This is a genomic window from Glaesserella sp., from assembly GCF_041817755.1.
GTDB lineage: Bacteria > Pseudomonadota > Gammaproteobacteria > Enterobacterales > Pasteurellaceae > Glaesserella.
Genome location: NZ_JBGYBX010000022.1, coordinates 55887 through 79231 on the forward strand (window position 1 = coordinate 55887; position 23345 = coordinate 79231).

Annotated in this window: 23 protein-coding genes and 1 pseudogene; 10 read left to right on the forward strand and 14 right to left on the reverse strand. The window is 44.3% G+C overall.

Annotated features, from left to right (window positions below; all coding sequences use genetic code 11):
* Positions 1-12: 12 nt before the first annotated feature.
* Entirely contained in the window at positions 13-918 is a 906-nt protein-coding gene (locus tag ACEYKX_RS02465; RefSeq protein ID WP_373766819.1) for a 1,4-dihydroxy-2-naphthoate polyprenyltransferase, read from the reverse strand.
* 96 nt (positions 919-1014) lie between these two features.
* On the opposite strand from ACEYKX_RS02465, the gene tsaA reads away from it, so the two are divergent.
* The 10 genes from tsaA (at position 1015) to ACEYKX_RS02515 (ending at position 9795) form a co-directional block, all read left to right on the forward strand.
* A complete protein-coding gene (tsaA, locus tag ACEYKX_RS02470) occupies positions 1015-1758 on the forward strand; it encodes a tRNA (N6-threonylcarbamoyladenosine(37)-N6)-methyltransferase TrmO (RefSeq protein ID WP_373766818.1) in 744 nt (247 codons plus the stop codon).
* 57 nt (positions 1759-1815) lie between these two features.
* Positions 1816-2523, forward strand: a complete 708-nt coding sequence (locus tag ACEYKX_RS02475) for an SIMPL domain-containing protein (RefSeq protein ID WP_373766817.1) — start codon at positions 1816-1818, stop codon at positions 2521-2523.
* 5 nt (positions 2524-2528) lie between these two features.
* The gene (locus ACEYKX_RS02480; protein ID WP_373766972.1) at positions 2529-2672 is read left to right on the forward strand and encodes a hypothetical protein; all 144 of its coding nucleotides are present in this window, start codon (positions 2529-2531) and stop codon (positions 2670-2672) included.
* Positions 2673-2808: 136 nt separating this feature from the next.
* Entirely contained in the window at positions 2809-3387 is a 579-nt protein-coding gene (gene slyD, locus ACEYKX_RS02485; RefSeq protein WP_373766816.1) for a peptidylprolyl isomerase, read from the forward strand.
* 19 nt (positions 3388-3406) lie between these two features.
* On the forward strand, positions 3407-4933 hold the full coding sequence (gene ilvA, locus ACEYKX_RS02490) for a threonine ammonia-lyase, biosynthetic (RefSeq protein WP_373766815.1): 1527 nt from the start codon (positions 3407-3409) through the stop codon (positions 4931-4933).
* Positions 4934-4939: 6 nt separating this feature from the next.
* Positions 4940-6274: a phosphoglucosamine mutase gene (gene glmM, locus ACEYKX_RS02495; RefSeq protein ID WP_373766814.1), complete on the forward strand. Its 1335-nt coding sequence runs from the start codon at positions 4940-4942 to the stop codon at positions 6272-6274.
* Between the two features lie 99 nt (positions 6275-6373).
* Positions 6374-7033 (forward strand): ribose-5-phosphate isomerase RpiA, encoded by a 660-nt coding sequence (gene rpiA / locus ACEYKX_RS02500; RefSeq protein WP_373766813.1) that lies wholly within the window; start codon positions 6374-6376, stop codon positions 7031-7033.
* 180 nt (positions 7034-7213) lie between these two features.
* Positions 7214-8446, forward strand: coding sequence for a phosphoglycerate dehydrogenase (serA, locus tag ACEYKX_RS02505; protein WP_373766812.1), 1233 nt, complete (start codon positions 7214-7216; stop codon positions 8444-8446).
* 101 nt (positions 8447-8547) lie between these two features.
* A complete protein-coding gene (locus ACEYKX_RS02510) occupies positions 8548-9330 on the forward strand; it encodes a threonine/serine exporter ThrE family protein (protein WP_373766811.1) in 783 nt (260 codons plus the stop codon).
* The gene (locus ACEYKX_RS02515) at positions 9331-9795 is read left to right on the forward strand and encodes a threonine/serine exporter family protein (RefSeq protein WP_373766810.1); all 465 of its coding nucleotides are present in this window, start codon (positions 9331-9333) and stop codon (positions 9793-9795) included.
* A 63-nt stretch (positions 9796-9858) separates the two neighbouring features.
* Here the strand turns inward: ACEYKX_RS02515 and ACEYKX_RS02520 are convergent, their stop codons facing one another.
* The 13 genes and pseudogenes from ACEYKX_RS02520 to ACEYKX_RS02580 form a co-directional block, all read right to left on the reverse strand.
* The gene (locus tag ACEYKX_RS02520) at positions 9859-10374 is read right to left on the reverse strand and encodes a hypothetical protein (RefSeq protein ID WP_373766809.1); all 516 of its coding nucleotides are present in this window, start codon (positions 10372-10374) and stop codon (positions 9859-9861) included.
* 103 nt (positions 10375-10477) lie between these two features.
* On the reverse strand, positions 10478-11680 hold the full coding sequence (gene manA / locus ACEYKX_RS02525; RefSeq protein WP_373766808.1) for a mannose-6-phosphate isomerase, class I: 1203 nt from the start codon (positions 11678-11680) through the stop codon (positions 10478-10480).
* On the reverse strand, positions 11677-12135 hold the full coding sequence (locus tag ACEYKX_RS02530) for a DUF986 family protein (protein ID WP_373766807.1): 459 nt from the start codon (positions 12133-12135) through the stop codon (positions 11677-11679). The genes manA and ACEYKX_RS02530 overlap by 4 nt, the downstream gene beginning before the upstream one ends.
* A gap of 72 nt (positions 12136-12207) precedes the next feature.
* Positions 12208-13044: a PTS mannose transporter subunit IID gene (locus tag ACEYKX_RS02535; protein WP_373766806.1), complete on the reverse strand. Its 837-nt coding sequence runs from the start codon at positions 13042-13044 to the stop codon at positions 12208-12210.
* Positions 13045-13056: 12 nt separating this feature from the next.
* Positions 13057-13857 (reverse strand): PTS mannose/fructose/sorbose transporter subunit IIC, encoded by an 801-nt coding sequence (locus ACEYKX_RS02540; RefSeq protein ID WP_373766805.1) that lies wholly within the window; start codon positions 13855-13857, stop codon positions 13057-13059.
* 10 nt (positions 13858-13867) lie between these two features.
* Positions 13868-14857 carry a PTS mannose transporter subunit IIAB gene (gene manX / locus ACEYKX_RS02545; protein WP_373766804.1) on the reverse strand — a complete coding sequence of 330 codons (990 nt, stop codon included), beginning with the start codon at positions 14855-14857 and terminating at the stop codon, positions 13868-13870.
* 279 nt (positions 14858-15136) lie between these two features.
* Entirely contained in the window at positions 15137-15229 is a 93-nt protein-coding gene (locus tag ACEYKX_RS02550; RefSeq protein WP_373766803.1) for a methionine/alanine import family NSS transporter small subunit, read from the reverse strand.
* 1 nt (position 15230) lies between these two features.
* Positions 15231-16751 carry a sodium-dependent transporter gene (locus ACEYKX_RS02555; protein ID WP_373766802.1) on the reverse strand — a complete coding sequence of 507 codons (1521 nt, stop codon included), beginning with the start codon at positions 16749-16751 and terminating at the stop codon, positions 15231-15233.
* A gap of 289 nt (positions 16752-17040) precedes the next feature.
* Positions 17041-18063 carry a substrate-binding domain-containing protein gene (locus ACEYKX_RS02560; RefSeq protein ID WP_373766801.1) on the reverse strand — a complete coding sequence of 341 codons (1023 nt, stop codon included), beginning with the start codon at positions 18061-18063 and terminating at the stop codon, positions 17041-17043.
* Positions 18064-18252: 189 nt separating this feature from the next.
* Positions 18253-19695 (reverse strand): glycoside hydrolase family 32 protein, encoded by a 1443-nt coding sequence (locus ACEYKX_RS02565; protein ID WP_373766800.1) that lies wholly within the window; start codon positions 19693-19695, stop codon positions 18253-18255.
* A 75-nt stretch (positions 19696-19770) separates the two neighbouring features.
* Positions 19771-20694, reverse strand: a complete 924-nt coding sequence (locus ACEYKX_RS02570) for an aminoimidazole riboside kinase (RefSeq protein WP_373766799.1) — start codon at positions 20692-20694, stop codon at positions 19771-19773.
* Positions 20695-20856: 162 nt separating this feature from the next.
* Complete coding sequence (locus ACEYKX_RS02575) at positions 20857-21432, reverse strand: hypothetical protein (protein WP_373766798.1); 576 nt, start codon at positions 21430-21432, stop codon at positions 20857-20859.
* 86 nt (positions 21433-21518) lie between these two features.
* Positions 21519-23345, reverse strand: a pseudogene (locus ACEYKX_RS02580) (ribonuclease E); the annotation flags it as partial.

A 23345-nucleotide genomic window follows, 5' to 3' on the forward strand; every position in this document is an offset into this window, starting at 1 on the left:
TCTTTCTCTTTTTTACAAAATCACGCTTAAGCCAAACAGAATATTTGTCACGAGTGCAATCCCTGCCATTTGCCCTAAAATCGGGCGAAGTTCTGTGGGGTTTTGATGACGATAAACGAATAAGCCGTGTTTGACTAACAGCGGTGTAGCCAGTAAAAACAGGAAGTTGTACCAATGGCTAAAATTCGCCAACGCAAAAAGTAGGTATGAAAGTAAGGCTAAACTGAGCAAGGCAACATGATAAATCCGTCCGTTTTGACTACCGATACGGACAATCAGCGTATTTTTTCCGGCATGCTTATCTTGCTCAATATCACGTAAGTTGTTGATATTTAATACCGCGACGGACAGTAATCCGCAACCGAAAGCGGGTAAGAGTAAACTGAGTGTTAATGCGTGAGCCTGTAAATAAAACGTACCCAATACGGCTAAAAAACCGAAGAAAATTAATACGGAAATATCACCGAGTCCCAAATAGCCGTAAGGTTTTTTGCCGACGGTATAGGTTATAGCGGCGATAATCGCCAACATACCGAGCGCCGTAAACACGAGCAAATCCCGCCAACCTTGATACGCATAACCGATCAGCAAACTGCCGGATAAAAAGGACAATATCGCTACCACAATCAAGGCTTTTTTCAATTGTGTTCTTGTAATCGCGCCGTGTTGAATGGCACGCAGCGGACCGATACGCTCGGCGGTATCCGAGCCTTTGACGTGATCACCGTAGTCATTGGCAAAATTGGATAAAATCTGCAATAAAACCGTAGTAATCAACGCAAGTAAGGTGGTAATCACGTTAAATTGACCTTGCCACGCCGCTAATGCCGAGCCGACTAAAATTGACGCTAACGCCAAAGGCAATGTTCTAGGACGCGCCGTCGTAAACCAAATTGAAAATGGAGAATCTTTATTCATGTATCGATTAAGTGAAAAATGGAGCTTTCAAAAGGATGCATATTATTACAAAATAGCGTCCACGTTTTTGATTTTTACACAAAATTAGTCATTTTTATGCAAAATACGTCACCAAATCTGACGTTACAGCCGATTGGCATCATTCAAAGTCCTTATGATGAAAAATTTGCCGTGCCTCGCCAGCCGAATTTGGTCACCGAAGGAAACGGTATTTTGCGTTTACTTCCGCCGTACAATACGGCGGATGCCGTGCGCGGTTTGGAGCAGTTCAGCCATCTCTGGTTAATTTTTCAGTTTCATCACATTCCCGACAGAACTTGGCACGCCACCGTTCGCCCGCCCCGTTTGGGCGGAAATCAGCGGGTCGGCGTGTTTGCCAGTCGGGCGACGCACCGACCGAATCCGCTGGGTCTATCCAAGGTTGCATTGCATAAAATAGAGGTCAACAACGGCGATGTGATGTTGCATTTAGGTAGTCTCGATTTGGTTGACGGTACGCCGATTTTCGATATTAAACCGTACATTACCTATGCCGACAGCGAGCCGAATGCCGTGTCGGGATTCGCTCAAACGAAACCGCAAGCAAAACTCAATGTTGAACTGACGGAAACGGCGTTACAAGCGGTCGGTTCTTGCCAAAATTTTGCAAAATTCAATATTCGGGATCCCGTTCGGTTTATTTGCGAAGTTATCGCGCAAGATCCCCGCCCGGCTTATCAACAAGGGAAAAAAAGCGACCGAATTTATGGTATGCTTATCGCCGGTTATAACATCACCTGGCGGGTAGATGAAGAGATACTCGACAAAGCTTATGTTTTGGACATTCATCCGCCGAACTAATTACATAATATATTTTCTCATTCACCATTTTAATCCGTACTTTAAAAGGAACATCTTATGATTTTGAAAAAAACTTTTACTGTTTTACCGCTTGCCTTATCTACCTTAACCGCGACGGCGCAAACCCAACCGGTTGACACCTCTTCAACATTTCAGTTTGCAACGCAAGTTACACGTTCGGTTGATAAAGACGTGATGCAAGCGGAGCTGTATAGTCGCAAATCCGGCAAAAATCTTAATGAACTCAAAAAACAGGTTTCCGCCAATATCAATCAAATCGTTGACTTGGTGAAACAAGATAAAAGTATTGAGTTTTCCGCAAACGGCATCAACAACTACCCGGAATACGACAGTAAAGGCAAAGTCACCGGCTGGATCACGGAAAGTCGCATTCAATTAAGCAGTAAGAATTTTGAAGCGATGGCGGCTATTCTTGAAAATTTAGGTAACGACATTGCTGTCGGTTATATTGACTTTCGCGTATCGCCTGAAAAAATGGCGTCGATTGAAGACGAAATGACGTTAGAAATTATCCGTCAATTCGAGCATAAAGCCGAAGTGATTAAAAAAGGCATTAATGCCAAAAATTATGTGATCAGCAATATCCAGCTTTCTACGCCGAACGGGGATAATTACTACCATACGCGTCCCGTTGCATTCCAAGCCTCTTCTTATTCATCCAAATCCAATAATGAGATGCCGCTTGAAGCGGGTAAAGCAACCATTTCGGCACAAGCGTCCGGTCAAGTTAAGTTTGAAAAATAAACGCTATGATGAAGAAATTATTTAAATTAATCGGTATAGCGCTACTTTGCGGATCCGTGAGCGGTTGCTTAGTGACATCGGTAGTCGGTGGTGTTGTCGGAACCGCCGTCGATGTCGTGGACACGGTAACCCCCGACATCACCGATTAATTGCAAAAAAATCGTGATAACCGACCGCTTGTTCACCGACAAGCGGTCGGTTTTTCGTTAAAATTTGCAAATCCGCCATAACAAGCTACAATGCTTGAAATTTTTACCCATACATAAGAAATAAGGAATCCTTTCAATGAAAATTACGAAAAATGTCGTACCCGGTATCGCTTACCAAGTCCGCACACAAGAGGGCGTATTAGTCGACGAAGCGCCTGTAGAACAACCGTTAGAGTATTTACACGGTCACAATAATTTGGTTCCCGGTTTGGAAAACGCGTTGGAAGGAAAAGCTGTCGGTGATGTCTTTGAAGTGCGCGTTAAACCGGAAGAAGGCTACGGCGAATACAATGACAATATGGTTCAACGCGTTCCGAAAGACGTTTTCACCGGCGTGGATGAGTTAGAAGTCGGCATGCGTTTTATCGCCGATACGGATATCGGTCCTCTGCCGGTAGTCATCACCGAAATCGACGGTGATGAAGTGGTAGTAGACGGTAACCATATGCTCGCCGGTCAAGAGTTACTCTTCTCGGTTGAAGTCGTTTCAACCCGTGAAGCCACATTAGAAGAAATCGCTCACGGTCATATTCATCAAGAAGGTGGTTGCTGTGGTCACGATCACGATGAAGAAGGTCACGGCTGCTGTGGCGGTCATCACGACCACGATCATCACCACCATCACGGACACGGCGGTTGCGGCTGCAATCACTAATCTAAGGGTTAGTTGAACGATGAGTGACACCCGATTACAATCAGGCACGGATTATCTCCGTGCCATTTTAAGTTCAAAAATCTACGATCTTGCCCAAAACACACCATTACAAAAAATGGAAAAACTCTCTGAGCGTTTGGGTAATCACATTTTTATCAAACGGGAAGATCGCCAGCCTGTGCACAGTTTTAAACTGCGTGGGGCTTATGCGATGATTTCGAACCTGTCTCCTGCACAAAAAGCTGCCGGTGTCATTGCCGCTTCGGCTGGGAACCACGCCCAAGGCGTTGCCTTATCCGCCAAACACTTAGGACTACGAGCCTTAATCGTCATGCCGCAAAATACCCCGGCAATTAAAGTGGATGCGGTACGAGGCTTCGGCGGTGAAGTATTACTCTACGGTGCCAATTTTGATGAAGCCAAAGCCAAAGCGATTGAGCTTTCCAACGAACTCAATATGACGTTCGTTCATCCGTTCGATCATCCGCTGGTGATTGCCGGACAAGGTTCTATCGGCATGGAATTACTTCAGCAAAATGCAGATTTGAATTATGTGTTTGTACCGGTCGGCGGAGGCGGTTTGATCGCCGGTGTTGCGGTATTAATCAAACAATTGATGCCTGAAATTAAAGTGATTGGCGTGGAATCCAAAGACTCCGCCTGTCTTTTTTATGCATTACAGGCGGGGCAACCGGTTGATTTGAATCGTGTCGGCTTATTTGCCGACGGTGTTGCCGTCAAACGTATCGGAGATGAAACCTTCCGTTTATGCCAACAATACGTCGATGATGTGGTGTTGGTGGATAACGATGAGATTTGTGCCGCCGTCAAAGATATCTTTGAGAATGTGCGCGCCATCGCCGAGCCGTCCGGTGCGCTGTCTTTGGCAGGATTGAAAAAATACGTCGCTCAACATAACTTACAAGGTAAAAACTTAGCCTGTTTGCTTTCCGGCGCCAATTTGAATTTCCACACGTTACGTTATGTTTCCGAACGATGTGAAATCGGTGAAAAACATGAAGCATTGCTTGCGGTCACCATTCCCGAGCAAAAAGGAAGTTTCCTCAAATTCTGTCAGATTATCGGCAATCGAGCCGTCACCGAATTCAACTATCGCCACGCCGATGATCATCACGCCTGTATATTTGTCGGCGTACGCATTACAGGCAATGCCGAGAAATCGGAAATCATCAAGGAATTACAGCAGCACGGCTATGATGTTGCCGATCTCTCGGAAGACGATATCGCCAAAACGCATATTCGTTATATGGTTGGCGGACGCCCGACTTCCGTCACACAAGAGAAACTGTACAGCTTTGAATTTCCGGAACAAAAAGGCGCATTACTCAAATTCCTCCAAACATTGACCGATTGGGATATTTCATTATTCCATTATCGTGCTCACGGAGCGGATTACGGGGATATTTTGGCAGCTTTTGTTGTCGATGATGAAGGTCAAGCGCACTTTCAGCAAGATCTCGAACAATTAGGTTATCGTTATCAAAACGTCAGCGATAGCCCGGCTTATCAATATTTTTTAAGGTAGCAAATTATGGCAGAACGCAAATATTTCGGCACCGACGGGGTGCGCGGCAAAGTAGGTCAATATCCGATTACACCTGATTTTGCACTAAAACTGGGCTGGGCGGCAGGTAAAATTCTTGCCACTCAAGGATCAAAAAAAGTCTTAATCGGTAAAGATACCCGTATCTCCGGTTATATGTTGGAGTCCGCATTAGAAGCCGGCTTAGCCGCAGCGGGGTTATCCGCTGCCTTTACCGGTCCGATGCCGACACCCGCAGTGGCTTATTTGACCCGTACCTTCCGTGCGGAAGCCGGCATCGTCATTTCGGCATCGCATAACCCTTATTATGATAACGGTATCAAGTTCTTCTCCGCTGACGGTGAAAAATTACCTGATGACGTGGAAGAAGCGATTGAGGCGTTGCTTGATCAGCCGATGGACTGTGTCGAATCCGCCGAGCTGGGTCGTGCGAGCCGTATTAAAGATGCGGCAGGTCGTTATATTGAATTCTGTAAAAGTACCTTTCCGGCGCATTTAAGCCTTGAAGGCTACAAAATCGTGGTCGATTGTGCCAACGGTGCGACCTACCATATCGCACCGAACGTCATGCGCGAACTTGGCGCTGAAGTCATTGAAATCGGTACGCACCCGGACGGTTTGAATATCAATGAAAAATGCGGTGCAACCGATATCAAGGCACTACAAAAAGTTGTGGTGGAATCCGGTGCCGATGTCGGGTTGGCATACGACGGAGACGGCGACCGTTTGATCATGGTTGATCATTTGGGTAACAAAGTCGATGGTGACCAAATTTTATTCATCATTGCCCGTGAAGCATTGCGAGCCGGTAAATTACAAGGCGGCGTCGTCGGCACATTAATGAGTAACATGAGCTTGGAAATCGCCTTAAAACAGCTAGCAATTCCGTTTGCCCGAGCCAATGTCGGTGACCGTTATGTACTTGAACTGCTGAAAGAGAAAAAATGGAAATTAGGCGGTGAAAACTCCGGTCACATCATCGTATTGGATAAAAACAGCACCGGTGACGGTATCATCGCTTCACTTGAAGTATTGAGTGCAATGGTATCCCATAAACTGACGTTAAACGAGCTTGCCAAAGCGGTTCCGCTCTTCCCGCAAGTATTGCTTAACGTGCGCTTTGAAGGCGGCTCAAATCCGTTGGAAAGTGAAGAGGTCAAAGCGGTTGCAGCCGATGTTGAAAAACGTTTGGCGGGCAAAGGGCGTATTCTTCTCAGAAAATCAGGTACGGAGCCGTTAATTCGTGTCATGGTTGAATGCGAAGACGGCGCCTTGGCACAAAGTGCGGCGGAAGAAATTGTTGCCGCCGTAAAACGGAACTGACCGATAAAAGGTGGGCTTACGCCCACTTTTTATTTATCTAATAATATCTCCCGGCAATGCCCTTTCACATATAAAAATAAAGTAACGTAAGGAAAAATTATGGATCAGCTCGAAATGAAAAAAATTGCAGCCCGTGCTGCGTTACAATATGTTAAACCCGATACGATTGTCGGCGTCGGCAGCGGCTCTACCGTCAATTGTTTTATTGAAGCCCTCGGCGAATTACGCGATGACATCAAAGGTGCCGTCGCCGCGTCAAAACATTCCGAAGAATTGTTAAGAAAACAGGGAATTGAGGTCTTTAACGCCAATGATGTGTCTTCCCTTGACGTTTATATCGACGGCGCCGACGAGATTACCCCGCAAGGTTATATGATTAAAGGTGGCGGCGCAGCGCTGACACGTGAAAAAATTGTGAGTTCATTAGCAAAAAAATTCATCTGCATTGTCGATTCCAGTAAACAGGTAGATGTGTTAGGCTCTACCTTCGCTTTACCGGTTGAAGTCATCCCGATGGCGCGTTCTTATGTTGCCCGTCAACTTGTAGCGCTAGGCGGTTCTCCCGAATACCGAGAAGGGGTTGTGACCGACAACGGCAACGTGATTTTAGACGTGTATAACTTTAAGATCCCGGAACCGCTAAAAACGGAACACACCATTAATAATATTGCCGGTGTCGTCACCAACGGTATTTTTGCGCAACGTTATGCCAATATTACTATTGTCGGTACACCGGACGGTGCAAAAATCATTGAATAGTCAAAATACTGTCCACGATGAATAACAAGCGGTCGGTTCCACCGATATTTTTGCAAAATATTCTGACAATCAGACCGCTTGTATATAACCGATTTATCTTTAATATGCATTCATCCGTGTGATTTTCGACATATTTCATGATTAAATACCGCATAACACACATGACAACAGGAAGAACACATGACCACTAAAGTTTCTCTCGATAAATCAAAAATCAAATTCCTTCTGCTTGAAGGCGTACACCAAAATGCATTAGACGTCTTAAAAGCGGCGGGTTATACCAATATTGAATACCATAAAGGCGCATTAGAAGGTGAAGCACTGCTGGAGGCGATTAAAGATGCACATTTCATCGGTATCCGCTCACGCACGTTCTTAACGGAAGAGGTGTTGCAACAAGCACAAAAATTAATCGCTATCGGTTGCTTCTGTATCGGCACCAACCAAGTAAATTTAGAAGCCGCCAAACAGCGCGGCATCCCGGTATTCAACGCACCGTTCTCAAATACCCGTTCAGTTGCAGAACTTGTGTTGGGTGAGATCATTCTGCTTATGCGCCAAGTACCAAAGGCAAATGCCGAAGTACACCGCGGTATTTGGAACAAATCCGCATCAGGCTCTAATGAAGTACGTGGTAAAAAATTAGGTATCGTCGGTTACGGTCATATCGGTTCGCAATTAAGTATTATTGCAGAGTCGATTGGTATGAAAGTGTATTTCTACGACATTGAAAACAAACTGCCGTTAGGCAATGCGCAGCAAATCCCAACACTGGAAGAACTGCTCTCAACCTGTGATGCGATTTCTTTGCATGTGCCGGAAAACGCCTCCACTAAAAATTTAATGGATGCCACCCGCATTGCACAATTGAAAGAAGGTTCCGTTTTAATCAATGCCGCTCGTGGTACCGTTGTGGATATTGATGCGTTAGTCTCCCGTTTGGAAGCCGGCACATTACGCGGTGCGGCGTTAGACGTTTTCCCTGAAGAACCGGCTTCCGCCAGCGATCCGTTCGTTTCTCCGTTATGCAAATTCGATAACGTGATCTTAACGCCGCACATCGGCGGTTCGACGTCCGAAGCGCAAGAGAATATCGGTACGGAAGTTGCCAATAAATTCGTGAAATATTCCGATAATGGTTCGACGCTGTCTGCGGTCAACTTCCCTGAAGTGTCGTTACCGGAGCACAAAGGCGCAAAACGTTTGTTGCATATCCATGAAAACAAACCGGGTATTCTAAATAAGATCAACCAAGTCTTTGTGGATTCAAACGTGAATATCGCCGCCCAGTTCTTACAAACGGATCCGTCTATCGGTTATGTGGTCATTGATGTTGAATCTGAAAATACCGCAGAAGCGCTAAAAAGCTTGAAAGAAATTGAAGGTACAATTAAAGCGCGCGTGCTCTATTAATTGTGTAAATTTTTTTCTTGATCAAAGAAATTATCTTTTTTCTTTGGTAGCCTTTTAATCAGCAGGATCAATAATGCTCCTGCTTTTTTGGAAGGTATATTATGCAATGCGCTCAATCTGAAGAAAAACAACGGGAAATTACGCGATTATGCGTGCAAGTTGCGTTGTTATTACTCCAACATGGTGCGGAAAGCACGCTGGTTGTTCAAATGGCACAACGTTTAGGTCTCGCCCTTGGTGTGGATAGTGTTGAATGTGCACTCACTCCAAATGCGATCATTCTCACAACTTTGCTGAATGATAACTGTATTACTACCACTCGCAAAAATGTTGATCGCGGCATTAATATGCAAATTGTGACCGAAGTACAGCGGATTGTTATTACCGCCGAACATCATATTTATAATATGCAATATGTCCGCCAAAAGTTAAATGAACTTAAACCGCTAAAATATAATCGTTGGTTGGTGGTGTTGATGGTAGGGCTTTCCTGTGCCAGCTTTTCTCATCTTAGCGGTGGCGATTTCACTATTTTCATGATCACCTTTATTGCTTCATCATGTGCGATGTTTATTCGCCAAGAATTAGCCCATCGACATTATAATCCACTGATTATTTTCTCTTGCACCGCTTTCGTCGCATCAATGATTGCCGGTGTCGCACTAAAATATGAATGGGGTAATCAACCACAAATTGCTCTTGCCTCAAGCGTATTGCTCCTGGTGCCGGGATTTCCTTTAATTAATTCGCTTGCGGATATTCTAAAAGGGCATATAAATATGGGGCTTGCCCGTTGGACTATCGCCTCTGTACTCACTCTCGGTGCTTGTATGGGTATTGTGTTGGCGCTCACTTTTCTCAATATTTCAAGTTGGGGGGCATAAATGGAACTGCTACTCTCATTAATTGATGATATGTTTTTTGCCGCAATTCCCGCCGTCGGCTTTGCGTTACTGTTTAATGTTCCGCCGAAAGCGTTGAAGTATTGTGCGATTCTGGGTGCGATTGCGCATGCTTTCAGAACCTTGATGATTCATTATGATATACCGCTTGTGTTGGCAACGTTTATTGCCACGTCAACCATTGGTTTTATCGGCGTTTATTTATCACAACGCTACTTAGCGCATCCGAAAGTCTTTACCGTTGCCGCAATCATTCCGATGATTCCCGGTGTCTATGCCTATAAAGCGATGATTGCGATGGTGCGAATGAATTATGATGGTTTTTCTGATGATCTGTTCGTGCAGATGATCGACAATTTCATCAAAACAGGATTTATTTTAGGCGCGCTCGTATTTGGTTTAGCGCTTCCGGGATTGCTGTTCTACCGTCATAAACCGGTGATTTAACAACACACAAGCGTGTCGGATTTGCAAAAAAGTTTGTAAATCCAACTGCTTGTATACGTTCAACTAATACTGAACAAGAATTTTTGCGCCGTTTGAAAACAAAATTTGTTGAGGCTGGATATGTGCGGTAATCTGCACGTTCGGCTCAGTCAAAATAGCTTGAATCTCTTGCGGCAAACTGTTTAACGGTACGGAAAAAGCAAGCAGACTGGTTGTTTTACGTTTCAAGTTATCTTTAAATGACACCGGCGTATCTTGTAACAAAATCAGCTTATTGTTATGGATATAGCTGGCTTTCCAACTGACAATGCGCATATTCCGACTGCTCTTATTCTCAGCGGAATACTGAAAGTTCACGAGGGTTTGCCCGTTGTCATCTTTGCTCAACTCCACACCGAGAAATTTTACGTCAAGATTCTCAGTAAAATTTTTCAAGCTTCGTTCCGCTTTCGTCGGAGTCGGGCTTTTCTTGATGGCTTTTTCTTCTACTTTCGGAGTGATTTGAACCACTTCCGCCTGTACTGACATGGCGATAAACACAGAAAGAGACGCAATGATAAGTGATTTATTGAATGTCATATTTCCCTCCTTAGAGAATACTTCGCGGATTTAGTGCCATTCTACAAACTTTCTTCGTCATTTGGCTAGCGAAAAATGTATGATGTATCGAAAAAACAAGCGGTTAAGGTAAAGTAGCAATCACCGCATAACCGTCGGTTTCACCGATAATATCCACTTTGCTGTTCGCCGAAATAAACACGGATTCCCCCTGTGTCAAGTGAATGGCGTCTTCACCCAAATCAATGTATAAACTGCCTGCCATCACCAGTAAAATACTCGCACTGGTCGCAATAAATTCCTCTTCATCAAACGGTTTAAACTCCAGACGTTGCATCGCAAAATCTTTTGCTTCCGGTGTCGGATATAAATGCAAGGTTTCTTCACCGTCGTATGCCGGAATCAGTTTCGGTATGACCTCACTGTAATCAATGCTATTCAATAAGGCGGGTATATCCACATACTTCGGTGTCAATCCGCCGCGAATCACATTATCCGAGGCCGCCATCAACTCGATATTTTGTCCGCGTAGATAAGCGTGCGGTAACCCCGCACCTTGGTAAATACCTTCGCCTTTTTTGACATTGACGATATTAAACAAATAAAAACACAGCAAGCCGGCATCCAATCTCTCTTCCGAAATCGCCATCGATTCCATCGCATACAATACCCAATAATCGGGATCATCCAATTTCAATTTGCCTTGCTGATATTCTTCTCGCTTTGCTTGAATAACCGGTAGCAACCATTGCGCCAATTGTGCTTGATCCGCCCGCATGATTTCCGCATACACCGCAGGTAATCCTTTCGCATCAATGGCATTTGCCAACGGTTTTAACGATTCATGACGGGAAAGCGCGTCTTTCATCCCGGCAAGCGTTCGAAATCCATGCAACAGCCAAGAATCGGATAAAGCAATCATCATTTCGGGTTTATGATTGCGATCTTTATAGGTGCGGTTCGGGGCATTTAATGCGATACCGAACTGATTTTCCCGTTCAAACCCCCGCTCCGCTTCCGATTTGGTCGGATGGAGCTGAATGGAAAGCGGTAACTTCACGTCTAAAATTTTCAATAAATACGGTAATTCGTCTCCGAATTTTTGGCGAGCCTGTTCACCCAAAATCTCCGGATGTTTGTCAATCATTTGATCCAAACTCACCCATTTTCCGTCCACCTCAATCAATGACGGGGCGGAGCGGTGTGCACCCAACCAATATTCGGCATACGGTTTATCTTCCGTTTTGTCCAGTTTTAACCAATTCGGAATAAAATTCGAACCGCCCCAGTCGTAATGTTGGTGTTTTCCGACCAATTTAAAAATCATGATTTATATCCTCCGAAGAATTGCACCACTTTTTCCACATCGTCCTGTTGTTTAATCCGAACGAGTAAGCGTCTGCCGTTATTCAAATCGATTACCAATATGTTGTTTTCCGCCAAATTAATTTGTTTCACTTTGCTATAGTCAAAATAGATATTACCAAAGAAAAAACCTTGTTCTTTCAATAATAGACGAGGAAAACGAATAAAGGCGGAATAAACGCATAAAATGATACAGGTAACTAATAAGTAGAGCGTTAGCGGTTCAATCCCGATTTGTATGCCTTGAATAATGCTCAGAACAATCAGTCCGATCAAAATGCCAGAGTCTAACCCTGCCTGACGCTGTAATGGTACGGTGAGTTTGGTTTGACCTTTGAGTTTATCCATGACCACTTGATCATAAATCGCAAACGCAAAACAAAGTACAATGCCGATGAAGAGAACGCTGTTTGTCATAATTGGCTATTTCGTTTAGAAACAGACCGCTTGTCTCACACAAGCGGTCTGATTTATCGGATTTTTTGCAAATTATGCAAGAATACCGGTCCACGCACCGAAGATACCAATGACGAAGAAGCCGATGATAATCCAAAGGGCATTCACACGGTTACGTAATAACCACATACATGCAAAAGTTAAGAGTAACGGCAATAAGCCCGGCATCAAACTATCTAAGATAGATTGAACAGTGGTAATCTCCGTTGTGCCGTCTTGTTTTTGAATGGTTGAAACCACAAGCGGTACGTTAATGCTTGTCCATTTTTGTACCAACGCTCCCATAATAAACAAACCGAGAATGGATGCGCCTTCAGTTAATTTTTGCAATAAACCGCCGCTCATATCTTGTACGACGTCTAACCCTTTTTTATAGCCGTAAACCACGCCGTAGTAACGAGTTGCCAAGCGCACAAGGTTAAACAGCACGAAGAAAAGCAATGGCCCTAAGATGCTACCGGTTAATGCGATCCCTGCCCCTAAGGCAGCAAAGACCGGGCGCGCGGTACCCCAGTAAATCGGGTCGCCCACACCGGCTAGAGGTCCCATAAGACCAACTTTGATCCCGTTGATTGCCGCATCATCGATAGGTTTACCGTTTGCACGCTCTTCCTCCATCGCAATGGTCACCCCTAATACCGGTGCCGCCACGAACGGTTGGGTATTGAAGAACTCAAGGTGACGTTTGATCGCATCTTTGCGCTCCTGTGAATTCGGATCCGGATATAAACGTTTAATGACCGGTACCATTGAGTAAGCAAAACCTAACGCCTGCATACGCTCGAAGTTCCAAGAACCTTGGAAGAGATTAGAACGGCGTACCACCGCATTTAAATCGCTCTGTGTTACTTTTTTGATGTCAGTTGTCATAATCATGCTTCCTTAGTCTAATCTGTTGTCAAGGTCATTGTTCGTTGCTTGCACTTGCACCACTTGTTTACTTTGATTGTATTTCGGGTGAAGTTGAATATAAATAACGGCGGTAATCGTACCTAAAATACCTAATGCAACCAAGTTGAAATCGGTAAACGCCGCAATCACGAAACCGGCATAGAAGAACGGCATTAAGTGACCTGCACGCATCATATTGATGACCATCGCATAACCGACTACCGCAATAAAGCCACCGGCAATTTTAAGACCTGTCGTGACGACCGGCGGAATTGCCGCTAACATAGATTGAACCGTGTCCGTACCTGCCGTCATCGCCACGATTAACGCTGGAATTGCAATACGCATTGCTTGGAGTAATAACGCCGAACGGTGAATCCAATCCAGTTTGTTCAAATCTCCCGTTTCAACCGCATTATCCGCCGCATGTTGGAAACCGACGGTAATCGCACGTACTACGTAAGTTAATACCTGACCTGCCGCTGCAAGCGGAATCGCTAACGCAATCGCGGTTGGAATATCTTGACCGCCGACGATAACCAAGATGGTAGACACCACCGACGCTAATGCCGCATCCGGTGCCAGTGCCGCACCAATGTTCATCCAGCCTAGCGCTAATAATTCCAATGAACCACCGACAATGATCCCGGTTTTCATATCACCCAACACAATACCGATTAAAGTACAAGCGATGAGCGGACGGTGAGTTTGCCATTCGTCGAGGATCGATCCCATCCCTGAAATACAGGCGACGAGAAATACTAAGATAATTTGTAAAGCAGAAATTTCCATAATCATTTCCTTAAATTAAGTTATTTTTCTTGAGTAAGTCCATCATATATTGACGGGCATCATTCGACACTTTACGCACATCAAGCTCAATGCCTTTTGCGTCTAGCGCTTTGAACGCTTCGATATCTTTATCATCAACCGACACTGCACTGGTGATCATTTTCTTACCGTCTTTATATGCCATACCACCGATATTGATCGATTTAAACTCAACGCCGGCTTCCATTAAACGCACGACATCCGTCGGGTTAGTGAAAAGCAACATCATACGCTCATTAGCATATTCAGGGTTGTTGTAAACACGGATCATTTTATCCACCGGTACAACGTGAGCCGTCACACCCGGCGGCGCCACGCTTTTCAGCATGGTCGAACGTACGGAATCTTTTGCCACATCATCGTTGACTACTACGATACGAGTTACACGACTTTCTTTTGTCCAACGCGTTGCAACCTGACCGTGAATTAAACGGTCGTCAATGCGGGCAAGACCAATCACTAAATTGCCTTCTTGATTGACTTGAGCCACTTGCGGTTGAGTCGGCGCCTGAGCCGTCGGAGCAGGTGCTGCCTGTGCAGCTTCCGGTGTCTCTTCTTTTTCTTGATAACGTAACGCCCGTACGCCCAAGCGTCCCGCTTCCAACGCGACTTCAACTAATTCGTTCAACGACGGACCGTCATCACGCGCCATAAACGTTTCCACTAACATTGGTACGTTCACACCCGTTACCACATCCATATTCGGTTTACCGTCAGAAACTCGGTTTGCCGCATTGAAAGGACTGCCGCCCCACGTATCGACTAAAAACAAAACTTCGTCGCAGTGGGCAAGTTCATTGGCGAGTTTCGCTTGGTATTTACCCATAATGGTTTCGGCATTTTCGCCCGGGACAAAATCGATGTAAGCGACATCACTTTGCTCTCCGATTAACATCTCAGTGGTTTTGAGAAGTTGCTCTGCAGCGACACCGTGGGTTGCTATGATAATAGCAATGCTCATTGGTTGCTCCTTATGTGAGGAAATTAAGAATGGTATAACTTATTCTCAAATAGAGTAAATTTCGGAGTGATTTTAAATAACCCTTCATTTTGAGCAACTTCATTTCATGCAAAATGTGATCTACATCTCATTTTTAGAAAAATTAATGGGTTATATGATGTTTTTTTATGCTGATTTTTTTCAACATAAAAAATAATTAACTCTGATTTAACAGATTACTCACATAAAAAACCGCTTGTCATTTTTGACAAGCGGTCTGATTTTATTGAAATTTTACCATTATTCTTTCGGTAAACGTTTTACCGAATAAATAAGCCCGCCCCAAATAATGACGAAAGCTACGGTCATCATCGTGATTGCAATAGTGCTCATCTTATTTTTCTCCTTTGTGTTCCAACGGAATTTCATCTTTCCATTTCAAACGGGAAAGCAAGAATGCCACAACCATTAAACTGATCGCCATTCCCCAGCCGAATGTATTAATAAACCAGCGTGGATAGCCTTCGTAACCGCCAGTCAAGATTTTTGATGCTTCACTTAACAACATAAATGCCAAAACGCCCGTCGTTAACACAATACATAAGCGCCAGATGAAACCGACTTTAAATGACGATGTTTCATTTAAATGCTTACCTAAAATACCCAAATTTTCATTTGCGACAATCACAACCAATGAGACGAATGCCACCGCGACAATACCAAAATAGTTCACGAATTTATCCAATACGTCCAACATTGGTAAGCCGGTTGTCGTTCCGAAAAGGGATACGGAGACCAACATCATTGGAATACCGACGACAAAGGTGGCTTTCACGCGACGTAGTCTTAATTTATCCTGAATCGCAGAAATAATCACTTCAATCACCGAGACGAAAGACGTTAAGGCGGCAAATGTTAATGAGCCGAAAAATAATACCCCGATCAATTCACCGAACGGCGCTTGGTTAATAATCGTCGGGAAAGCAAAGAAGGCAAGACCAATACCGCCTTTCGCCACGTCACTGACTTCCTGACCGGCTGCCGTTGCCATAAAGCCAAGGGCGGCAAATACCCCAATCCCCGCCAACACTTCAAAACTACTGTTGGCAAAGCCGACAACTAAACCGCTTCCCGTCAAATCCGAATCTTTTTTCAGATAGGACGCATAGGTAATCATGATCCCGAAGCAGATAGACAATGAGAAGAAAATTTGACCATACGCCGCGATCCATACGCTCGAATCGGATAGTTTTGACCAGTCCGGTGTAAACAATGCATCCAAACCTTTTGCCGCGCCCGGTAAAAACAGTGAATACACAACGAGAATGCCAAACATGACGACTAATAACGGCATTAAGATACCGGATGATTTCGCAATTCCTTTTTGGATACCGAATGCCAACACACCTAATGAAATAAGCCACACAGCGATAAGCGGACCGACCACCATACCGACAAATTCAAAGCTGATGCCTTGGGAAATATCCCCCATTTTCAAGAATTCACCGACAAAGAAGTCGACCGGTTTATCTCCCCAAGCACTGTTGATAGAGAAAAACGTATAACTTGCCGCCCAACCGAGCACGACCGCATAGTAAAGTCCGATGATGACATTAACCAACACTTGCCACCAACCGAAGGTTTCAAAATGGCGGTTAAAACGTCGATACGATAACGGTGCACCGCCGCGATGACGGTGACCAATCGCATAATCTAAGAAAAGCAACGGAATACCGGCAGTTAACAACGCTACAATATAAGGAATTATAAATGCACCGCCACCGTTTTCGTAAGTCACATAAGGGAAACGCCAAATATTTCCCAAACCGACCGCCGAACCGATAGAGGCAATAATAAATGCACGACGACCGGAGAATGTTTCTCTTTTCGACGCAGAAGATTGAATATTAGACACAGTAAATATCCTCAAAAAAACAACTCTTTTTTTTTGCATCCAACACAGTGTGTTGTGCAGGGTGGCGAATATGCCGAATAATTGATATAAAGTAAAGAAATTAAAATGTAAGAATCCATATATTTTCCGCTATTTCACAAATAAAAATGCTAGATTACCCACTGATGATCAGCATAATAATCCAGCATTTTCTATTATTTGGTTTTTTATATAAATATTACATCAACGAATCAGCACAACAAATTTTTTAACGGTTCTACCGATTTCATTCATTCGTCTCAACGAGACCTTAACCTCGCCATACCAATTCACAATGAACCAAAATACTTTCCGGTTGCTTACCTTGCAATTTTTGGCGAATCAACATAAACATCTGTTTGGCAATTTGCTCATGATCCTGTTTGATTGAATGAATATGGAAAGGCAAAGCATTCAATAAATCATGATCATCAAAGGTCGATAAATGCAATTCCCGATTAATCAATTTATCCATTTGTTTATGTTCGGTTAAATAATGCAAGACGCCTTCCAACAACGTGTAGGAGGCGGTAAACACCGCTTCCGGTAAACGCCCTAAGTTATCAACCAACTCTTTCATCATTAAATATCCGGAACGGGGTTGGTAGTCCCGATGCATCACCCACCCTTTTTGCTCTATCAGATTGGTTTGCCTTAACCCTTGGCGAAAACCGCTCAAGCGGGATTCACTCGGGGAAAGTGAAAGTAATCCGCCGAAGTAAAAATACTCTTTAAGCTTATAATTTTTTACGACACGTGAAACAAGTTCCGCAATTTTAGGAGCATCTTGACTGATGACATACGGCAGTTCCAATCCCGGCACATAACGATCCAATTGTAATAAAGGCGTTTGTCTGAATATACCTTTATAGTATTTCGGATCCTGATGGGTCGGCGCCGTGACTAATACATCCACTTGGCGATCCAATAACCGTTCTACCGCCAATTTCTCTTGTTGGGGATTATCATCGGAACAGGCAATCACCAGCTGTAATCCGTTCTCCCGACACAATTTTTCTAACATTTTAGTCGTTGAAGCAAAACCGTAGTTCGTCAGATCAGGAACAACCAAACCGACTACATTCGTTCGGCGTAATTTTAATGCTTTCGCATGTGCATTTGCACGATAACCATATTGTTTTGCAATGTTTTCTACTTTTTCGCGGGTTTCTGTTTTAATACGAAATTGCTCGGCCTGACCGTTCAAAATCATACTCGCCGTTGTTTTTGAAACTCCGCTTAATTCTGCGATGTCATTTAACGTGATACGCTTTCTTTCTTTTTTCGTATTCATCGTCACTCCTTTTAACATTTATTTTTATTTTAAAATAATTAATTCACTTCAAATCATATTGAAGTGTCAAAGTACGTAAAGAACCCTCCTCCTCTTTACGACTTTTGCAAGCGGTAAGATCTTACAAAAATTTTACAACCTCCTTGTTATCCGGATCGTTAATTCAGCTCCCCAAATCAATCCGTCATATTATTCGTAAATAATCTCCGCCACACTTGCCACTTGAATATCAAGCGGACGGGATGTTTCAATACAATTTTCACGCCCGGCAATAAAAAAGCGCGACGTTAATGCTTTTTCGCCGTGGTTCAAGAAAATCTCCACAACTGAGCGGTCAAAGAAAATCTCAACATGGTCTAAACGTTCAACCTCACAGTACCGCTCTAAACCTAATTTTTCCATCCAATCGGTTTGCTCGGAAGCCGAGCGATCGAATGTGACCAAACCGTTCTCATAGCGCAATATCAAGTGCTGCCCCTGCACATTATCGAAAAATCTGATAACAAGCGGTTGGTTTTGCACATCAAATTGCAAATAAGCCGTATCTAAATCCGCAATCTTTTGTTTACCGTTGACAGTAATCCGTTGCTTGCTAGAAAGTTTAGCATACATTTCATTTACTGGGAACTGATAAATTTTACTATTTTTTACAAAAATTTGACGAGGCATAGTCAATATAGAGTGCCACTTGTATTTGTCAGTCGGATAAGTTAAATCCGGCAAACCAACCCATCCGAATAAAATACCTTCGGCATGTTGGATCGTCTGTGGAGCATAGAAGTCAAAGCCGTAATCCAATTCCTCAATATGCTCGGCGTTTAACACGCCATCTTGCAATTGACCTAATGCGTAAGTGGCGTGATAGTTATTTTGAAAACGATGAGCTTCCCGTGACTTCCCTTGCGGAGACCACACAAAAACATCTTTTCCGTTCAGTTTGAAAAGATCCGGGCACTCCCACATAAATACGTTGGTATTGTCAAAATTGTCTATAGACAATTCGGTCAGTAAACGCGGCGTGTCATTCAAATTATCCATTTCATACAGTAATGCCGTCCCGCTGAGGTCTTCTCTTTGAGCACCTAACACAAAACGGATTTTACCTTCCGGTGTCACAAAGGGTTTCGGATCACGCACATGCTCGGTATACCCTGTCGGCGCTTGATTCATAATGCAACGTTTTTCAAGTAATTTGCCCGACTTATCGAAAATCGCAATATTTTGATGAGGGATGCGAACGTTATCGCCGGTGCGACGGGTGTTGCCCGTATAAAACGTCACGATTTTACCTTCCCATAAAATAGCACCGCCGGAATAACAACCGTGTGATTCGAACATTTCATCCGGGATTAAAGGATCCGCCTCAGTAAAACGGTGAAAATCTTTCGTCACAAAATGCTTCCAATGTTTCATGCCGTGGATGGCGTCGTAAGGAAACCATTGATAAAACACATGATATTTTTCTCCGTCAAAAATTAATCCGTTCGGATCATTAAGCAGTCCTGTCGGCGGTGCCAAATGGTAAGTCGGTCGGAAATCCTTGTCTTGTTCAACCGCTTGACGCACTACAGCTAACTCACCGGCTTCCTGTGCATGAAGACTTTTATATTTTCCTTGATTAAAAATGTGCATTGCTTTCCCTCACGTTGAAATAGTAGTCATCTCTTACTAAAAAGGACGCATTTCCATGCGTCCTTGCCAATTCAATTAATTTGCTAAAAATTCGTCCAGTTGAATTTTATTCGGTAATGCCGACATTGCACCTTTTGCCGTCGTCGCCAATGCGCCCGAGGCATTGGCTTTTCGGATCACGTCAATCAGCACTTCCTCTTGTCGCCAATCGCTAACTTGCGATAATCCCGCCAATAACCCGCTCACAAATGCATCACCGGCTCCCGTCGTATCTACCGGCTTTAAGGCTTTACCCGCCACGATTTTACTCTTACCGTTTAAATGATAGATAGCGCCATCTTTACCTAATGTGATAATGATCAATTTTTCCGGATAATTTGCCGTGATCACTCGGGTCGCTTCCTCCAAGTTTGTGGTATTAGTCAACAAGGTTAATTCTTCTTCGGAAAACTTCAACACGTCCGCCATGGCAACGACACTGTTGACGACGTGTTTCATTTCATCTAACGATGCCCAAAGCGATTCACGCAAATTCGGATCAAACGAAAAAAATCCGCCCGCTTCTTTGATACGACGAATCGCTTCGATCGTTGTCGAACGGGACGGCTCATTAATTAAGGCAATCGAGCAACAATGCAACCACTCACCTTGACGAAAAATCGGTAAATCACTTACCTCAAGAAATTGATCCGCACTCGGATTCACCATAAACGTAAAGCTGCGTTCACCGTCATCCAAACCGACGATCACCGTGGAAGTACGCTGCTGAGGGTCCAAAATCATTTGCGATGTCGATACGTTTTCCGCCTGCAAGGTTTGTTGCATAAATTTACCCAAGGGATCATTTCCTACCCTGCCGATAAATCCGGCTTCAACACCTAATCGGGAAACACCGACCGCCACATTTGCCGGTGCGCCGCCTGCACAACGTAAATAGTGATTATCACCATCCGGAATTAAATCCACCACGGCATCACCCAAAACCCAAATTTTACTCATAACGTGCCTCTCTCGGTTAGTAAAATAATAGACGAAATAGTAGCTAAAACGGTTTAGTTTTGCAAATTAAGATCCTGTTTGAAATCAAAATTTTGTGTATAAAAAATGCCAACTTATGTTGGCATTTTTTATGATTATTTAAGGTTATTTACTCTCGGTAGCCTATTTCACTTCTTCGGCTTTTTGTGAATCCGATTTCAAGTCCGAAGCCGCTTCTTGGATAATTTTACCGAAGCTGTCCATGGTATCGGCAATCGCACTTTTCGCGTCATTCACCGAATTATCCAAACTCTGTTTGACCTCATTGAGCGTATCGGAAAACGTACTTTTCTTCTCCTCTACCGAATCTTTCGATTGCTCCAATTTTGCTTCCAGCGCTTTTTTCATTTCATCCCATTTGGCTTCTGAAATCTTTTTCGCTTCCGCAATTTGACCGGCGACCGAATTTTGGATTTCTGCAATTTTTGCATCCGCTTGTTTTTGGGCTTCCGCTATTTTTGCGTCTGCCGCTTTATGCGCTTCAGCGACCTTTTCATCCGCTAACCTCTGCACTTCGGCAATTTTTTCTTCTGCGGATTTTTGCACTGCCGCCACCTTTTCATCAGATGCTTTCTGCAGCTCAACTAATTTTGCTTCGGAAGCTTTTAAATCCGCTTCCAATTTTGCTTTACCGTTATCGCAAGCGCTGAGGGAAAGCGTTGCGCCTAAAACGAATACGGCTAAAAGTGATTTTTTCATGTCTCGTTTCCTCCCCAAAAATATTAAACGGTTGTGCTTTAGACATTAGACTTCAGAAAAAATGCCCAAAGCCTAATATCAAATGACTAACGATTTGCGGAAGCCGCTCGCGGTGCGGAATATACATGGCTGATGGCACTGGTATGCCCACCGAAACCTTTACCGTAGAAATAATATTTCGAGTTTTGCCACTCTGTCACGGTAATCGATGCAATTTGCTCCGCCGGCGCCGCAGCAACCGTCATTGCCGATTTGGTATGCGCAACCCGCGATACCGTCCCCAATTTCCCTTCGAATCGGTAACTGCTTTGGTATATGCTGAGCGGAACCGTAACACGACTTACATCAGCCTCCGCCACCTCAGTTTTTACCGTAGAAGTATTCGCCGCTTTCACCGATTTACGCCGTGCGTGATTTTCTTTGACCAAATCACGTTCTGTCGCTTGTGAAACGACCAAGCCGAACGGTTGGACAGATCCCAACGGTGCGTTTTCCTCCGCAACCGCTTTGTCTTCATCCGCAAGTCCCCGACGCTCGTGATTTTCTTTCACTAAATCACGATTGGTCCCCTGTACCACAAAATTACCGAAAGGTACCGTCGACTCTTTTTCTACCGTCGTATTTTCATCTTGCCCCTGCTGCTGTAACATTTCATCGACCGATAAAAAGCGCGGTTTTTCTTCTTGAACATTACCTTTCGGCATTTCGTAAAATTTCACCCAAATCTTACCGCTTGCCAGCTCGGGAGAGGCGACCGCCGAGATTAACGGCATTGACGCTTTCACTTCCTCACGACGTTCGCGACGACGTTGATTGCCGACACGAAGATGGCGCGGTAAACGACGTTGGCGGGAACCTTCTCGAGCCTCATTCCGCTCTTCCGAATTCGCATTATCATTGGTTATTTCAGACTCCGCCACAACCTCAGGCATAACCGCTGTCGGTTGCGGTTGCACCACAACTTGGACATCTGCCACCGGCACTTCAACCGTTTGTTCGACAACCGGTGTCGGCGATAACTCTTCACTACTCTCTTGCGCCTCTACCCGTACTTTTTTACGTAAATCACGACGTTGGCGACGCTCCGCCACCTTATTGTTTTCACGTTGCGGTGTGCGCTCTACCACAGCAGGCGCCGTTATACCGACAACCTCTTCAACGACTTCACGACGTTTTTTCGGCTCTGCTTGACTAACGGCTTTCACAACCTCGGCTTGAACCGACTCCGCTTTCCGCTCTTGGCGTTGTTCATTGCGGTTAGGGCGCTCACGACGTTGCTGACGACGTTCGCGTTGATTACGCGTTTTGCCTTTCGGTTGTACTTTCTCCGGTTCTTTTTCCTCCGGCGCAAAGAAACTTTTTATTTTCGCAATCAAACGGCTTAATAACGACGGTTTCACCTCTTTAGGCGGTGTCGGTGCCGGTGACAGGTTCAACTCCGAACTTTGTAGCACCGACTCCACGGTAATCACCGGTTCATTGCGGGTAACCAGCGCTTCTTCATAAGAAGGAGAGGCAAAAGACGTTTCCTCTTCACGCTCTTGATAACGTTTTGCCAAATCGTAGCTTAACGTCGGCATCACCTCATTTTCACGTAAACGATAGACACTGAAATGCGGCGTTTCCATACTTTCCGTCGGTACAACAACGACTTGTACTTCGTGACGTTTTTCAATATCACTAATCGCCTTACGTTTTTCATTTAATAAGTACGAAGCAATTTCCACTGGTACGATAGCGTGAACCTGTGCGGAGTTTTCTTTAATCGCTTCTTCTTCTAGCAGACGTAAAATGGAGAGTGCAATCGACTCATTATCACGAATTTTTCCCGTTCCTTGACAGCGTGGGCAGACATGTGACGATGCTTCGCTTAACGACGGACTTAAACGCTAACGGCTCATTTCGAGCAAGCC

Excerpts from the sequence above, each read along its gene's own strand:
- ACEYKX_RS02510 (WP_373766811.1), top strand. The coding sequence starts at position 8,548 with ATGCAATGCGCTCAATCTGAAGAAAAACAACGGGAAATTACGCGATTA.
- ACEYKX_RS02465 (WP_373766819.1), bottom strand. The coding sequence starts at position 918 with ATGAATAAAGATTCTCCATTTTCAATTTGGTTTACGACGGCGCGTCCT.
- ACEYKX_RS02570 (WP_373766799.1), bottom strand. The coding sequence starts at position 20,694 with ATGAGTAAAATTTGGGTTTTGGGTGATGCCGTGGTGGATTTAATTCCG.
- ACEYKX_RS02480 (WP_373766972.1), top strand. The coding sequence starts at position 2,529 with ATGATGAAGAAATTATTTAAATTAATCGGTATAGCGCTACTTTGCGGA.
- ACEYKX_RS02540 (WP_373766805.1), bottom strand. The coding sequence starts at position 13,857 with ATGGAAATTTCTGCTTTACAAATTATCTTAGTATTTCTCGTCGCCTGT.
- tsaA (WP_373766818.1), top strand. The coding sequence starts at position 1,015 with ATGCAAAATACGTCACCAAATCTGACGTTACAGCCGATTGGCATCATT.
- ACEYKX_RS02560 (WP_373766801.1), bottom strand. The coding sequence starts at position 18,063 with ATGAATACGAAAAAAGAAAGAAAGCGTATCACGTTAAATGACATCGCA.
- ilvA (WP_373766815.1), top strand. The coding sequence starts at position 3,407 with ATGAGTGACACCCGATTACAATCAGGCACGGATTATCTCCGTGCCATT.
- ACEYKX_RS02520 (WP_373766809.1), bottom strand. The coding sequence starts at position 10,374 with ATGACATTCAATAAATCACTTATCATTGCGTCTCTTTCTGTGTTTATC.
- serA (WP_373766812.1), top strand. The coding sequence starts at position 7,214 with ATGACCACTAAAGTTTCTCTCGATAAATCAAAAATCAAATTCCTTCTG.
- glmM (WP_373766814.1), top strand. The coding sequence starts at position 4,940 with ATGGCAGAACGCAAATATTTCGGCACCGACGGGGTGCGCGGCAAAGTA.
- manA (WP_373766808.1), bottom strand. The coding sequence starts at position 11,680 with ATGATTTTTAAATTGGTCGGAAAACACCAACATTACGACTGGGGCGGT.
- ACEYKX_RS02515 (WP_373766810.1), top strand. The coding sequence starts at position 9,331 with ATGGAACTGCTACTCTCATTAATTGATGATATGTTTTTTGCCGCAATT.
- ACEYKX_RS02575 (WP_373766798.1), bottom strand. The coding sequence starts at position 21,432 with ATGAAAAAATCACTTTTAGCCGTATTCGTTTTAGGCGCAACGCTTTCC.
- slyD (WP_373766816.1), top strand. The coding sequence starts at position 2,809 with ATGAAAATTACGAAAAATGTCGTACCCGGTATCGCTTACCAAGTCCGC.
- ACEYKX_RS02565 (WP_373766800.1), bottom strand. The coding sequence starts at position 19,695 with ATGCACATTTTTAATCAAGGAAAATATAAAAGTCTTCATGCACAGGAA.
- ACEYKX_RS02535 (WP_373766806.1), bottom strand. The coding sequence starts at position 13,044 with ATGACAACTGACATCAAAAAAGTAACACAGAGCGATTTAAATGCGGTG.
- ACEYKX_RS02475 (WP_373766817.1), top strand. The coding sequence starts at position 1,816 with ATGATTTTGAAAAAAACTTTTACTGTTTTACCGCTTGCCTTATCTACC.
- manX (WP_373766804.1), bottom strand. The coding sequence starts at position 14,857 with ATGAGCATTGCTATTATCATAGCAACCCACGGTGTCGCTGCAGAGCAA.
- rpiA (WP_373766813.1), top strand. The coding sequence starts at position 6,374 with ATGGATCAGCTCGAAATGAAAAAAATTGCAGCCCGTGCTGCGTTACAA.
- ACEYKX_RS02550 (WP_373766803.1), bottom strand. The coding sequence starts at position 15,229 with ATGAGCACTATTGCAATCACGATGATGACCGTAGCTTTCGTCATTATT.
- ACEYKX_RS02530 (WP_373766807.1), bottom strand. The coding sequence starts at position 12,135 with ATGACAAACAGCGTTCTCTTCATCGGCATTGTACTTTGTTTTGCGTTT.